General features: G+C 57.5%; 10 protein-coding genes. 2 read left to right on the top strand and 8 right to left on the bottom strand.

The genetic code is table 11. The features are described 5' to 3' along the window. Positions 1-7: 7 nt before the first annotated feature. From J7382_RS04875 to J7382_RS04840, 8 genes are all read right to left on the bottom strand, one after another. Positions 8-1981: a heme lyase CcmF/NrfE family subunit gene (locus tag J7382_RS04875; RefSeq protein ID WP_209067725.1), complete on the bottom strand. Its 1974-nt coding sequence runs from the start codon at positions 1979-1981 to the stop codon at positions 8-10. 87 nt (positions 1982-2068) lie between these two features. Further along, positions 2069-2593: a holin family protein gene (locus J7382_RS04870; RefSeq protein WP_209067723.1), complete on the bottom strand. Its 525-nt coding sequence runs from the start codon at positions 2591-2593 to the stop codon at positions 2069-2071. Further along, positions 2584-3195, bottom strand: coding sequence for a holin-associated N-acetylmuramidase (locus J7382_RS04865; RefSeq protein WP_209067720.1), 612 nt, complete (start codon positions 3193-3195; stop codon positions 2584-2586). Before J7382_RS04865 ends, J7382_RS04870 begins: the two co-directional genes overlap by 10 nt. 141 nt (positions 3196-3336) lie before the next feature. After that, positions 3337-3789, bottom strand: a complete 453-nt coding sequence (ccmE, locus tag J7382_RS04860) for a cytochrome c maturation protein CcmE (RefSeq protein ID WP_058240675.1) — start codon at positions 3787-3789, stop codon at positions 3337-3339. A 27-nt stretch (positions 3790-3816) separates the two neighbouring features. Beyond that, positions 3817-4845 (bottom strand): N-acetyl-gamma-glutamyl-phosphate reductase, encoded by a 1029-nt coding sequence (gene argC / locus J7382_RS04855; RefSeq protein WP_209067717.1) that lies wholly within the window; start codon positions 4843-4845, stop codon positions 3817-3819. Positions 4846-4983: 138 nt separating this feature from the next. Then, positions 4984-5796, bottom strand: coding sequence for an aspartate/glutamate racemase family protein (locus tag J7382_RS04850; RefSeq protein WP_209067714.1), 813 nt, complete (start codon positions 5794-5796; stop codon positions 4984-4986). Between the two features lie 38 nt (positions 5797-5834). After that, positions 5835-6713: a lysophospholipid acyltransferase family protein gene (locus J7382_RS04845; RefSeq protein ID WP_209067711.1), complete on the bottom strand. Its 879-nt coding sequence runs from the start codon at positions 6711-6713 to the stop codon at positions 5835-5837. Positions 6714-6890: 177 nt separating this feature from the next. Next, positions 6891-10307: an indolepyruvate ferredoxin oxidoreductase family protein gene (locus J7382_RS04840; RefSeq protein ID WP_209067709.1), complete on the bottom strand. Its 3417-nt coding sequence runs from the start codon at positions 10305-10307 to the stop codon at positions 6891-6893. Positions 10308-10807: 500 nt separating this feature from the next. Here J7382_RS04840 and J7382_RS04835 point away from each other — a divergent pair, with 500 nt between their 5' ends. Both J7382_RS04835 and J7382_RS04830 read left to right on the top strand, forming a co-directional pair. After that, positions 10808-11713, top strand: a complete 906-nt coding sequence (locus J7382_RS04835; RefSeq protein WP_058240670.1) for a LysR family transcriptional regulator — start codon at positions 10808-10810, stop codon at positions 11711-11713. A 295-nt stretch (positions 11714-12008) separates the two neighbouring features. Next, entirely contained in the window at positions 12009-14294 is a 2286-nt protein-coding gene (locus tag J7382_RS04830; protein WP_209067707.1) for a mechanosensitive ion channel family protein, read from the top strand. The last annotated feature ends 1 nt before the right edge of the window (position 14295 follow it).

Here is a 14295-nt window from a genome sequence, read left to right as displayed (position 1 = left end):
CCCCGCATCATTCTGCCGGCACTCCCGCTTTTGGTGCCTTGCGCGCGCCTGCGGCCACCCGATAGCGGCGGTCTGTCAGGCTCAGGCAGCCCCCCAGCGCCATCAGAGCGGAGCCGAGCCAGATCCAGTTGGTCAGAGGTTTGATGTAGGTCCGCACCGTATAGGCCCCACCTGCCTGCGCATCCCCAATCGCCAGATAAACGTCGCGCATGGGGCGATAGTCAATCGCCGCTTCGGTGGTGGGCATGCCCGCCACAGGATAAACCCGCTTTTCAGGCTGCAACAGCGCGATCTCCCGACCATCTTGGCGCACACGGATATCCGCCATGGTGCTCAGATAGTTTGGTCCTTCCACCTCGCGCACCTGCTCCAATGTGATTTCATATTTGCCAACCACATAAGGTTCATTCAGCTGCGCCACGCGGATGTCTTCCTGCTCCCAGGCCATCAACCCGGCCACGCCCAGCATGGTGATGCCAAAGCCCGCATGCGCCACCGCCTTGCCCCAGTCGGCGCGTGGCAAACGGCCCAGTCGCGCAAGCCGTTCCGTCAGTCCGCCGCGTCCGGTACGCGACATCAGGTCCACCCCCGCACCAAAGACCAGCCAGGCCCCAAGAAACAGACCAATTGGCCCCAGCAAAGAGCGCCCACTTTGCATCGCCCAGGCCAGCCCGCCAATGGCCAGCGCCAACACCAGAGCCGGGATCAGCGGCTTCACCACCCGATCCAGTTTGGCGCGCTTCCACGGCAGCATCGCCCCAATCGGCAAAATCGCGCCCAACAGCACCATAAACGGCGTGAAAGCCATATTGAAGAACGGCGGCCCCACGCTCAGCTTCCGATCAAAGAACATCTCGCTCACCAGCGGCCAGATAGTGCCAATGAACACCACAAAACAGCTCACCGCCAGCAGGATATTGTTCAGCACCAGCGCGCTTTCGCGGCTGACCACGCCAAACACACCCTTGGCCTCCATCGCAGTTGCCCGCGCAGCAAAAAGCGTCAGCCCGCCGCCCGTAAACAGCGCCAGAATGGCCAGAATAAACACCCCACGCTCAGGATCATTGGCAAAGGCATGCACCGAGGTGATCACACCAGAGCGCACAATAAACGTCCCGATCAGAGAGAAACTAAAGGCCATGATCGCCAGCAGGATGGTCCAGCTTTTAAGCGCCTCGCGCTTCTCCACCACAATGGCTGAATGCAATAGCGCCGCCGCCAGAAGCCAAGGCATGAAAGAGGCATTTTCCACCGGATCCCAGAACCAGAAGCCGCCCCAACCCAGCTCATAATAGGCCCACCACGAACCAAGCGCGATGCCGATGGTCAGAAATACCCAGGCCGCCAATGTCCATGGCCGCACCCACCGTCCCCAGGCCGCATCCACGCGCCCTTCAATCAGCGCGGCAATGGCAAAGGAAAAGGCCATCGAAAGCCCGACATAGCCCAGATAGAGAAACGGCGGATGCAAAGCGAGGCCCACATCCTGCAACAGCGGGTTCAGGTCACGCCCGTCAAACGGCACCACCTCCATGCGTTCAAACGGGTTGGAGGTAAACAGGATAAAGGCAAAAAACGCCACCGCCACAGAGCCCTGCACTGCAAGCGCACGGGCGCGGATGCCGGGGGGCAGATTGCCGCCAAACCATGCCAGACAGGCCCCAAACAATGTCAGGATCAGCACCCAGAGCAGCATAGAGCCTTCATGATTTCCCCAGACCCCGCTGATTTTATAGAGCATCGGCTTCAACGTATGTGAGTTGGCCGTGACAAGATTCAGTGAGAAATCAGAGGTGACAAAGGCGTAGGTCAGCGCGGCAAAGCTGAACAGAGTGAAGACAAACTGCACCCCCGCCGCAGGTTCAGCCACGGCCATCCAGCCGGGCCAGCGCATTTGCGCGCCAATAAGAGGAACAATCGCCTGCACCAAAGCGGTGACGGCGGCTAGGATCAGTGCAAAATGGCCGAGCTCGATTATCATGACGCCAATATAGAGTGCGGCTCAGGCGGGGCCAATGGCATTTGAGTCAATCAGACGATCACTTTGTTGCGGCCCCGCGCCGCACCCTCAACGCTCACGCGTGCGATCCTGTCCCTCCTGCCACGCCCGCAGCGCCGGATTGTCACCGCCATCGCTCGCCTCCAGTGACTTGTGGCCAGCATTGGCGCTGGTACGCATCACGTATTGCGACATAACACGCTGAAATTCCTGACCCTTTGCCTGATGGCGCGCCCCAAAGTAGAAACTCACCACCACACCCAATAGCCACCACAAGGGCTCAGGCACCAAGGCCATCCCCCGCATGCGTGCCCCAAACCAATCCGGGTTGACCATAGCCGCCCCAAATAGCCCAAGACATCCCAACGCCATCGCCGGGCGCGGCAACCGGTTGATCCCATCCATGATCCGGTCAAATCGTCCACGTTCACCATGCGCAAACTCCGCCGCATGGGCCTGCATCGCCGCTACCTGAACGCTCTGCGCGCGCTGTGCTCCAGCGTCGGCATTTTCCCGAAACACCTCAGCCGTTTCTGCAATCACATTCCGCCCGCCGCCGAACACAAAAGACAAAAGCCGCTCGATCATCCCCATGCCGCCACCCGCTGCTGAAATTCACATGCATTCAGATGATAGCGCGGCGAAATGAAACTCTCCGCCCGTTTGATCCAGCCCCCTTTGTTGCCTGCACGCGTGCGCGCAAACTTGCGCAACTTGGGGCGCTTGTCGGCCAGACGAAAATAGTAATTGCGCCGCGCAATCCCATAGGCATCGGCCAGATGATGGGGCGCCGCAGCGGCCGCCGCCTGCGCCGCGCCTATGGTTTGTGGGCCAATCTGCCCATCCACGGCCACTTTCTGCCCCATCTGCCCCAAGAGCCGCTGCAATATTCTCACCGCATGCGCCCCGGCATTGACATACATGTCAAACACCGACGCCTGCAGCACCTCCGGCAGTTGGTCGATCTTTGGTCTGTGGTAGTAGTGCCGCAAAAATACCTGCTCTGCGTCCTGCGGCGTCAATCGGCGCACATCATCAATGTCCACATCTCCGTCTGCGTCTTTGTCCAGCCCCAAACGACGCGCGGTCGCCAAGGTCACCCCATGCTTTGTCGCCCCGCCCGGATCATCTGGGTCATTCACAAACCCACCTTCCCGCGCCACGATCTCTTTTGCAATTTGCCGCACGTCCACCATGCCGACCTCCTGAATGCGATACCCATTCAGTCTCGTGGTTTGGCCTTAAAACCCCCAAAGCGCGGCGCGCGCTGCTGTTGCAACAAAAACCCCCGCAGGCACAGCCTGCGGGGGTCAAATTCATGGAAAAGCCAAAAGTGATCAGCCATCACCCTCTTCATAGTGTTGATAGACACCCTGCTCCTTGAGCGCATCCACCACCTCTTTGGGCATGTAGGTTTCATCATGTTTGGCGAGGATTTCGGTGGCCACAAACACCCCATCCACATAAGATCCCGTGCCCACCATGCCTTCGTTTTCTTTGAACAGATCCGGCAGGATGCCAGTAAATGTCACCGGCACCGAGGCACCGCCATCTGTCACCGAAAACCGCACAGTTTCACCTTCTTCACGCACAAGGGAGCCATCCTCCACAAGGCCGCCAATGCGAAACACCTCATTGGCGGCTGGCGGCTCAGCCACCACTTGCGACGGAGAACGGAAGAAATTGATGCCATCGCGCATCGCATAGCCAATCAGGGCCGTGGACACGATCAGGGCTACGAAGGTCAGGATAATCACCTGCACCCGGCGTTGCTTTTTGAGGCTCTTCATCTTTCCTCTCTGGCGCGTACGCGCAATTTACGGGAAGCAAGGGGCCAGCATCAGGCCAGCCGTCTCTTCCTCACCCAACATCAGATTGGCGTTCTGCAACGCCTGCCCGCTGGAGCCTTTGGTCAGGTTGTCCAGCGCCGCAATCACAATAGCGCGCCCTTCGATCCGGTCCCCAGTCACACCGATATGGCAGAAGTTCGAGCCACGCACATGGCGCGTGCTCGGCGCTTCGCCAAAGGGCAGCACCTCAATGAACGGTTCCTCTCCATATGCCACCGCGAGAGTCGCATGGATCTCTGCCGCATCGCCCTGCACATAGACCGTCGCCAGGATGCCCCGGTTGGCAGGTACCAGATGGGGCGTAAACTGCACCTTCACCTCACGGCCTGCGATCTTGGAAAACTCCTGATCAAACTCGCCCAGATGCCGGTGCGTGCCGCCCACGGCATAGGCATGATAGCCTTCGCTCAACTCCGCATGCAGCAGGTTCTCTTTCAAGGACCGCCCTGCGCCAGAGACTGCACATTTCAGATCCAGAATGATCTGATCAAGATCAATCACACCCGCTTCAATCAGCGGACGCAACGCAAACTGACCTGTGGCCGCGTTACAGCCCGTGCCCGCCACAACCCGCGCCGCTTTGATCTCGTCGCGGTAAAATTCCGTCAGGCCATAGACAGCCTCTTTCTGAATTTCGAGCGCATCATGCTGACCGCCATACCATTTCGCGTATTCCTCAGGGTCGCGCAGCCGGAAATCCGCGCTCAGATCCACCACTTTTACATCCGACGGTAACGCTTTGATAACCTTTTGAGATGTGGCATGGGGTAAGGCACAGAAACACAGATCAACATCGGCAAAATCGATCTCATCAATCTTGCAAAGCGTTGGCAGTGACAGGTGGCGCAAATGCGGAAACACCACGGCCATTTCCATGCCTGCTTTACGATCGGCGGACAGAGCCACAATTTCCATGGATGGGTGGGTGGCAATCAACCGGACAAGCTCTGCCCCGGTGTAGCCGCTGGCGCCAAGAATAGCGATTTTATGGGTCATCTCTTCGACCTCTTCCCTTCATCAGACCGCAGCTTCCACGCGATCGCCCCGTCATCTACGAGGTAAATAATCCGAAATACATGTGATTGCGAGGGCCTGCGCCCGCAGGTCGCAGCCCTCTGTGCGCATCAGCGGCGGTCAGGCCGCCTGAAAGCTGATTTGTCGTCGCAAAAACTGGGTGGCGCGATCACTCACCTTGCGGGGATCGCCTGTTGTCAGAAACAGATTGTCTTTGCCTTCACCGATCATTTTCGGATGCCGCTCCAGATAGTCCGCCAGCGAATCTGCCACCAGATTGGCCTGACTATACACTTTTACGCCCGCGCCTAAAGCATCTTGGAAAGTGTCATGCATCAACGGGTAATGGGTGCAGCCCAAAATCGCGGCCTCTGGCGCGGGCATCTTGCGCTGCAAGGCGTCCACGTGGCTGCGCACCAAAGCTTCGGCAAGGATCAGATCCCCGTCTTCAATGGCGTCCACCACGCCGCCACAGGCCTGCGCCTCCACATCCACACCAATCGCACGAAACGCCAACTCGCGCTGAAACGCACGGCTGGCCACCGTGGCCGGCGTTGCAAACAGCGCCACATGTTTCACTTCCACTTCGCGCGGCGGGCTGTTGTCGCCCCAGCTGCGTTCCGTCAGCGCCTCAATCAGCGGCACAAACACGCCCAGCACACGTTTGTCACTGGGGATCCAGCTTTCCTGCATCCGGCGCAGGGCGGCTGCGCTTGCGGTGTTACAGGCCAAAATGACCAGATCACAGCCCGCATCCCACATACGCTCCACCGCCGCAGTGGTCAGGTTGTACACATCATCCGCATCCCGCACCCCATAGGGCGCATGCGCATTGTCGCCAAAATACACCAAAGGCACATCCGGCAAACGTTTGCTCACCGCATCATAAACGGTCAGCCCACCAAGCCCACTGTCAAAAAGTCCAACTGCCACGACACACCTCAATCCGCCTCTTGGGCCTAATGTCTATGTCAGGCCCGATATTTTTCTTCAAACTCATAGCCGTAGCCCAAATTGGCAATCGGCTTTGGCGACAAAGAATATGTGCTGTGTCGCAGAAAGTCCATGAGCGCCTTGGTGTCTTGCGCGCGGCGCTTAAGCGCATCGGCATCAAGTGGCTCACCAATCACCACCCGCACCGGCGTGTCCACGCGCTTTTTGAACTCACGGATCAAAAACCCCATGCGCAACGTATAATGCAGGTGGCTTGCAATCTGAAACAAACGGCTGGTGTGGCCGTCAAAATACACCGGCACCACCGTCGCCTCAGATTTCGCCACCATCCGCGCGGTAAACCCACGCCAGCCCGGATCCAGCGGCGTGCCAAAAGGCCGCTCTGCGGTGGAGACGGTGCCCCCCGGAAAGATGCCCATCGCACCGCCCTGCGCCAGATAGTCCAGCGCAGTCTTGCGGGTTTGCAGATTGAGCTTCACCGCCTCTTTGGTCTCATCAAAGCTGATCGGCAAAATGATACGGTTGAGATCTTCAGCCTTGCGAAACACCTGATGTGCCAGAATGCGAAAATCCCCGCGTGTCTCACTCAGGATATGCCCCATCATCAACCCATCCAGAATACCATAAGGATGGTTTGCGATCATGATCAGCGGGCCGGTTTTGGGAATATTGCTGAGCGATCCACCAATCACATCCAGCGTCAGCCCATACCGCTCACGCATGACTTCCCAAAAGTCACGTCCGGCGGCCACTTCATCCTCATAGCCACGCGCACGTTTGATCAGCCTCAAACGTCCCGTGGAGTTTTCCATCATACGGATCATGGCCCGCCCACTGCGGGTCTGGGCGGAATAGGCATAGCTGATGTCGCGGGCAGATTTGAGGGCGGAAGGCATGGCAGGTCTCAGATGTCGTTACTGCGCGCACCCTATGACAGAAATGCGAAAGTTTTTTAACCTTCCTGCGGATCGCAAGCAAAATTCTCCCATATTCTGCAAACAGACCTTGTAAAAGCCCGCCGCAAAAACGGCAGGCTTCCAATGCATAGCCGGCGCAATCAAAGCTTACTCGACTTACTCCGCAGCAGCCTTAATCTGATCCCCTTGCTGCAAAGCCGCCAGAAGCTCCTCGCGTCGCTTGGCAGCTTTGGCTTGATTGGCCATTTTCACCGGCCCAAACCCTTTGATCTGCAATGGCAGCTCTGCCAGCGCCACAGCCGCATCAGGCGCATCCGCACCATGCTCGGATATGATCTCAGCCAGATCCGCCTCATATTGCGCAATCAGGGCGCGTTCCATTTTCCGTTCCGGGTGGCGCGCAAACACATCAAGCGGCGTGCCCCGCAGGCGCTTTAATCTGGCAAGCAGCGGAAACAGCCACATCATGCCTGCACCATACTCCGACTTAAGCGGGCGCCCATTTGGCCCTTCCTTCGCCACAAGCGGCGGCGAGAGATGGAACTTCACGGAGAAATCTCCCTCAAAGACCTCTTCCGCCTTGGCGCGTGTCTCCAGATGCAGCCGCGCGACTTCATACTCATCTTTATACGCCAGCAGTTTGTGATAGCCCAAAGCCACGGCCTGCTTCAAACGCGGGTCGGAAATGCTCTCCACCAGCTTGCGATACTTCTTGGCCAACCCCTTGCCCTGATATTTGACAAGATGATCGGCTCGAAAAGCGATCTTTTCCTCCAGTGACTTTGGCATCTGAACCACTTTGGGAGACAGCATGCCAGCGGCCTCTTCCGGATAGAGCACTGCCCAGCGACCAATCTCAAAGGCGCGCAGGTTTTTCTCAACCGCCGCGCCATTCAGCTCAATCGCGCTGACAATCGCCGCGTGGCTCACCGGCACCAGCCCATTCTGCCAGGCCGCCCCAAACACCATCATGTTGGAGAAGATCGCATCGCCCATCACCACCCGTGCCAGCTCAGAGGCATCAAACAGCGCCAGCTTGTCCCGCAGCCGCGCTTGCAACGCCACTTCCAGACGCCCGGTCGGCAGCCTAAAATCCGTATCTCGCGTGAAGTCGCCGGTAATGATCTCATGGCTGTTCACCACAGCGCCCGTGCGCCCTTCCGAAGTCAGCCCGAGCGTTTTTGCACCCGCGCTCACCACCAGATCTCCGCCAATGAGCGCGTCACATTCGCCCGTGGCAACCCGCACCGCACTGATGGCCTCCGGCGTCTCCGCGAGACGACAGTGGATGTGCACCGCGCCGCCCTTCTGCGCCAACCCGGCCATTTCCATCATGCCTGCGGCCTTGCCATCAATCTGCGCAGCCTGACTGAGGATCGCACCAATGGTCACAACACCGGTGCCGCCCACGCCGGTGATCACCACGTTATGTGTGCCGGCAATCGGCGCAATCTCGGGCATCGGCATCTGTGGCAGGTCCAGCGACGCCGTCGCCGCCTTTTTGATCTTGGCCCCTTCGACGGTCACAAAGCTGGGGCAAAACCCGTTGAGACAACTGAAATCCTTGTTACAGCTGGATTGATTGATCTTTCGCTTGCGCCCCAGCTCGGTCTCCACAGGCTCGATGGAAATACAGTTGGACTGCACCCCACAATCGCCACAACCCTCACAAATATCCGTATTGATGAACACCCGCCGATCCGGGTCCGGGAACTGCCCCCGCTTGCGGCGGCGACGCTTCTCACTGGCACAGGTCTGCACATAGACAATGGCGCTCACACCACTGATATCGCGAAACTTTTCCTCAACACTCTGTAGCTCCGCGCGCTCTTTGAAAAGGATGCCAGACGGAAACAGACTGGGGTCCACCTCTTCCTTTTCATCATAGACCACCGCAAGCGCCTCCACCCCCATGGCATGAAGCTCATGCGCGATCTTCTGTGGGCTCAGATTGCCGTCATTAGACTGCCCGCCGGTCATCGCAACCGCATCGTTGAACAGAATTTTATAAGTGATGTTGGTCCCTGCGGCGAGCGCCGCCCGGATCGCCTGCACACCTGAGTGGTTATAGGTGCCATCCCCAAGGTTCTGAAACACATGTTTGGTTTTGGAAAACGGCGCCTCACCAATCCAATTGGCCCCCTCGCCGCCCATATGGGTAAAGCCGGTGGTCTCGCGATCCATCCACTGCACCATATAGTGGCAACCAATCCCCGCATAGGCGCGGCTGCCTTCCAGAACTTTGGTGGAGGTGTTGTGTGGGCACCCCGAACAGAACCATGGCGTGCGCGTGGCAATGTCTTCGGCATTGTCCGCCCGCTGCGCCTCTTTCAGGGTTGTCATCCCAGCCTTCACCGCATCTGTGCCCCGCCCTTCTTCAATCAAAATATCGCCGAGCTTTTCAGCAATCATAATCGGGTCCAGCGCACCACGCGTCGGAAAGAGCTCTTCGCGCCCCATCAAGCCTGCGCCGCCCTTATACCAGCCATAGACCCGACGCCCGCGCCGATCATCAAAGATCGCTTCTTTGATTTGCACCTCAATCAGCTTGCGCTTCTCTTCCACCACCACAATCAGATCAAGCCCCTCGGCCCAATCCGCAAAGGTGGTCATATCCATCGGGAAAGTCTGCCCCACCTTATAGGTGGTGATCCCCAGCCGCTCTGCTTCCCGCTCATCAATCCCAAGAAGCTGCAGCGCATGCACCAGATCCAACCAGTTCTTACCTGCGGCCACAAACCCAATCTTGGCCCCCGGCTTGCCCCAGACCCGTTTGTCCATCTTGTTGGCCCGGCTGAAGGCTTCTGCGGCAAAGCGTTTGTGATCAATCATCCGCGCTTCCTGCGCATGCGGCGTATCGGTGAGCCGGATGTTTAGCCCGCCTTCCGGCATATCAAACGCGGGGGTCACAAAAGACAGCCGATGCGGATCACCATTCACCACCGCGGTTGCTTCAATTGTGTCCTTCATGGTCTTGAGCCCAACCCAGACACCCGCAAACCGGCTCAGCGCCAGGCCATAGAGCCCATAGTCCATGATCTCCTGCACGCCTGCAGGTGAGACCACCGGCATATAAGCATCCACCAGCGCCCATTCGGATTGATGCAGCACGGTCGAGCTTTCGCCGGTGTGATCATCCCCCATGGCCATCAGCACACCGCCATTGGGGCTGGTGCCTGCCATATTGGCATGACGCATCACATCTCCGGTGCGATCCACTCCGGGCCCCTTGCCATACCACAGCCCAAAGACACCATCGAATTTGCCCTCGCCCCGCAGCTCTGCCTGCTGGCTCCCCCAAAGCTGTGTGGCCGCCAAATCTTCGTTCAGACCGGATTGAAACAGCACGTCATGGGCTTCGAGCTCGGCTTTGGCGCGCATCATCTGACTGTCCACCGCGCCCAATGGCGACCCGCGATAGCCGGTGACATATCCTGCCGTGTTCAAGCCCGCCTCGCTGTCTCGCGCCTTCTGCATCAACATCAGCCGCACAAGCGCCTGCGTCCCATTCAGCAAAACATGCTCTTTGCTCAGATCCAGTCTGTCATTCAAAGATACCTTTTGGATACTCATCTTGCGCTCCCCTCGCTGGACGGTGTCTTCCAATATAGTGCCTATATTAGGTCGCAATACCTGACCTATGTAAACATTTTTTTGAACGTTTGTTCACTTATCCTTATACGCACGCCGCGCGTTTCCGGATTGCCTTCGGACAAGCATCTGAATTCAATGTATTTTCCAAAAATCCGAGAATAACAAAAATTCTACCACCCAAGCCCCCCTGCCCCTTTCACTCAAACGTGAAATGCAACCGTAGCCGTCATCGCGCACAGTCTTGGATCGCATTTCTCACAGCGCAGGCAGATGCCCTTTTCTTGATCACAGACCAAGGGAAGTGGCGGCCTGCCTGTCAATGTCCACCAAGCCAACACAAGACTTTGAAACTTCGTACAAACTTCACTTTTCTTCCGAAGAAATAAGGCCTATTCGGTGCGCTTCTAAATCGAGCATTGGTCAAAAAATCTTTGACTGACAACTAACCGCATGACACAAAACAACAAAATGGAGCCGTCATGGATTGGGACAAACTCAGAATTTTTCATGCCGTCGCGGATGCGGGCAGCCTGACACATGCAGGGGATGTTTTGCACCTGTCCCAGTCGGCGGTTTCGCGCCAAATTCGCGCTTTGGAAGAATCTCTGAACACCACGCTGTTTCACCGCCATGCCCGTGGCCTAATCCTCACCGAGCAGGGTGAATTGCTGTTTGATGCGACCACCGCCATGAATAAACGTCTGGACGCCGCCTCCGCGCGCATCCGCGACAGCGAAGAAGAAGTGTTTGGCGAGTTGCGCGTCACCACCACCATCGGTTTTGGCACCCTCTGGCTCGCCCCGCGTCTGACCAAACTCTACGAACAATACCCTGACCTCAACATCGACCTGATGCTGGAAGAAAAAGTGCTCGACCTTCCAATGCGCGAAGCCGATGTGGCCATCCGCATGAAAGAGCCAAGTCAAGCAGATCTGGTCCGCAAGCGCCTGATGAGCGTGCGCATGCGCCTTTACGCCACACAGAGCTACCTTGAGCAGCACGGGGAACCTGAAAATCTCGCCGATCTGCACGACCATCGCCTGATCTGCCAAAACGTCAATTCCGAACAGATCGGCGCAGGCGCCAGCTTTGTCACCAGCCTGCTCGCCAATGACGTCACCAAGATGCTCTACGTGAACAACTACTTCGGAGTGCTTCAGGCCGTCACACATGATCTCGGCATTGGTGTTCTGCCCGATTACCTGATCCAGGATTTCCCGGATCTGGTGCGGGTTGGCGAACACATCGAATCTGCGGAAGTCCCAGTATACTTGGCCTTTCCAGAAGAATTGCGCCAATCCAAGCGCATTGCAGCCTTCCGTGATTTTGTTCAGGAAGAGATCATTCTGCACCGCAAGCAATTGCGCGACAAAGAGATTTCCTAAGCTATGCGATAATCGCATAGCAGGCATGCTGCGCCTGCGACAGAAAATCTCTTGAAGGTTTATAAACTGACTACTAATTGATCTCTCGAAGACGATGATTGCTTAGAAGCGCATCATCTTCACCTCCCTGTTGGACTAAGGCCGAGCTTATTGCTCGGCCCTTTTTTTGCCCAAGTGTTGTATCATTTCGATTTCACTTTTTGAAATTGTGAACAACGGCTGGGGTCAAGCCTTGACCTGATCACGTAAAAGTCATCTCATTGATGAGATTGTTTTTTTCATCATAGAGTCCCCCATGAGACACATCGTAACGTCCATATTGCTGACGCTTCTGCTGAGCGTCGGCGGTATCACGGCGGCGCAGGCCCAAGGCCTCCCAACCACCACCGCATCCTCGGCCCCTGCCGAAGACGTGGTCGAAATCAACCCATCAGAAATGACGTCCGAGGCCATCAACGCCATGGTCGCCCGCATGTCCGACGATCAGGTGCGTTCGGTTTTGCTGGACCGGCTGGATGCCGTGGCTGCGGATGGCACAGCGCCTGAGGCTCCCCAAACGCTGGTAGAACGGGTCTCCCTGCTTTGGACAGCCTTCTCTCAGCCTCTGCTGGACGCCGTACGCAAACTGCCTGCCGTCATCCCCGCTCAGATCGAGGCCTTTGGAAACTTTTCCGCTGCACATGGCGGCTTTGGTGGGGTCCTGTCGCTCTTTGGCGTGACGGCCTTGTTGCTCGTCGTGGGTCTTGGCGTCGAATATGCTGTGCGCACCTGGCTTATCAAAGTGCGCAATCCTCAGGTTGCAGAGGGGGATACGACCCTTAGGGAAGCCCTGACTTTCCTGTTCAAACGCTTCCTGCGCGAAATCTTTGGTCTGGTGATTTTCTATGTCACCGTGCGCGCGCTTGGCCGCACCATTCTGGATCCGCAGCAAGCCACCTTCGTAGCACCTTTCATTGGCTACATGATCTGGATGCCCCGTATCGCGGCGGCCTTCTCTCGCTTCTTGATGGCGCCAAAGCGCCCGGATCTGCGTCTGGTCAATGTCAATGACCGTTGGGCCAGCTTCATCCACAGACACATCATCGGCATTGTTGTCTTGGGCGGCGCAACCATTTTTGTGGTGCAGTTCAACGTGCTCAATGGCGTGCCTGCCGGGGAAACCCGCATCGGTTTCTGGATCGACTCCATGGTCTATCTCTATATCGCCTATGTCGCATGGACAGCCCGTGAAGGCTTTGCGGACATGATGCGCGGCGACGATCCCGACCGCACCGAGTTTGACGAAGCCATGGCACGGGCCTACCCATATTTCGCGCTGATCGTTGCGGGCGGCACTTGGGTGCTGGTCTCCATCATCATCGGTCTGGGCAAGGTTCAGCTTCTGCTGAATGGCGCGCATTACACCACTATGTTCTGGCTGCTGATCGCCCCCGTGATCGATACCGGCATTCGCGGCCTTGTTCGCCATCTGGTACCCCCGATGCAAGGCGAAGGTGCCGTCGCACAGGAAGCCTATGTGGCCACCAAGCGCAGCTATGTGCGCATCGGTCGTGTGATCGCTGTTGGTGCCGTGCTGGCGCTGATTGCGCGCGCATGGAATGTCGCCCTGTTTGATCTCTTCCAGGATCGCGCAGGCATTGGCGACAATCTCTTCAGCTTCGCCATGACCGTGATCGTGGGCTACGTGGTCTATGAAGGTGTCAGCCTCTATATCAACCGCCGTCTGGCGGCGGAGATGACCGCATTGGGCATGAGCCAGGAAGATGCCGACAATGAAATGGGAGGCGGCGGCGCATCGCGTCTCTCCACTGTACTGCCCCTTCTGCTGGTGACCGCACAGGGCGTGATCATTGTGATCTTCGGCCTGCTTTCGATCGGCAACCTTGGCATCGACATCACGCCGCTTCTGGCCGGTGCGGGTATTGCAGGTCTCGCCATCGGTTTTGGCGCGCAGAAACTGGTGACCGATGTGGTCTCTGGCGTGTTCTTCCTTGTGGATGACGCTTTCCGTGTGGGCGAATATGTGGAGATTGACGGCACCATGGGCGCGGTTGAGAAAATCTCGATCCGCTCCATGCAGCTGCGCCACCACCTTGGCCCTGTGCACACCATCCCCTACGGCGAAATCCCCAAACTCACCAACTACTCGCGTGACTGGGTGATCATGAAGCTCAAATTCACCGTGCCGTTTGACACCGATCCAAACAAGGTCAAAAAGATCTTCAAAAAAATCGGCCAGGAAATGCTGGTGGAAGAACTCTACAAAGATGACTTCCTGCAACCGTTCAAATCGCAGGGCGTGTTTGACATCGATGATGTCGGCATGATCATCCGCGGTAAGTTCATGGCCAAACCGGGCAAGCAGTTCATGATCCGCAAAGAGATCTACAACCGCGTCAAAGCTGCCTTTGCAGAAAATGGCATCGACTTTGCCCGCCGCGAAGTGCGCGTGGCCTTGCCAGAAGCGGCCAAAGACCTGCCAGAGGCGGACAAGGCTGCCCTCACCGCTGCCGCTGCTGCCGCCGCTCAGCAGCAACAAGAAGGCGAAGGTGCCGCAGCCCCCTCCAAAGGGCCGGATTGAT

The sequence above is a fragment of the Shimia sp. R11_0 genome (assembly GCF_017744035.1).
In the GTDB taxonomy this organism is placed as follows: Bacteria; Pseudomonadota; Alphaproteobacteria; order Rhodobacterales; family Rhodobacteraceae; genus Shimia; species Shimia marina.
Note: the sequence above shows the minus strand (reverse complement) of the source record. Positions and strands in the feature narration are given on the sequence as shown.

Coding starts and splice junctions, on each gene's coding strand:
- J7382_RS04875 (WP_209067725.1), bottom strand. CDS start 1,981: ATGATAATCGAGCTCGGCCATTTTGCACTGATCCTAGCCGCCGTCACC.
- J7382_RS04870 (WP_209067723.1), bottom strand. CDS start 2,593: ATGGGGATGATCGAGCGGCTTTTGTCTTTTGTGTTCGGCGGCGGGCGG.
- J7382_RS04865 (WP_209067720.1), bottom strand. CDS start 3,195: ATGGTGGACGTGCGGCAAATTGCAAAAGAGATCGTGGCGCGGGAAGGT.
- ccmE (WP_058240675.1), bottom strand. CDS start 3,789: ATGAAGAGCCTCAAAAAGCAACGCCGGGTGCAGGTGATTATCCTGACC.
- argC (WP_209067717.1), bottom strand. CDS start 4,845: ATGACCCATAAAATCGCTATTCTTGGCGCCAGCGGCTACACCGGGGCA.
- J7382_RS04845 (WP_209067711.1), bottom strand. CDS start 6,713: ATGCCTTCCGCCCTCAAATCTGCCCGCGACATCAGCTATGCCTATTCC.
- J7382_RS04840 (WP_209067709.1), bottom strand. CDS start 10,307: ATGAGTATCCAAAAGGTATCTTTGAATGACAGACTGGATCTGAGCAAA.
- J7382_RS04835 (WP_058240670.1), top strand. CDS start 10,808: ATGGATTGGGACAAACTCAGAATTTTTCATGCCGTCGCGGATGCGGGC.
- J7382_RS04830 (WP_209067707.1), top strand. CDS start 12,009: ATGAGACACATCGTAACGTCCATATTGCTGACGCTTCTGCTGAGCGTC.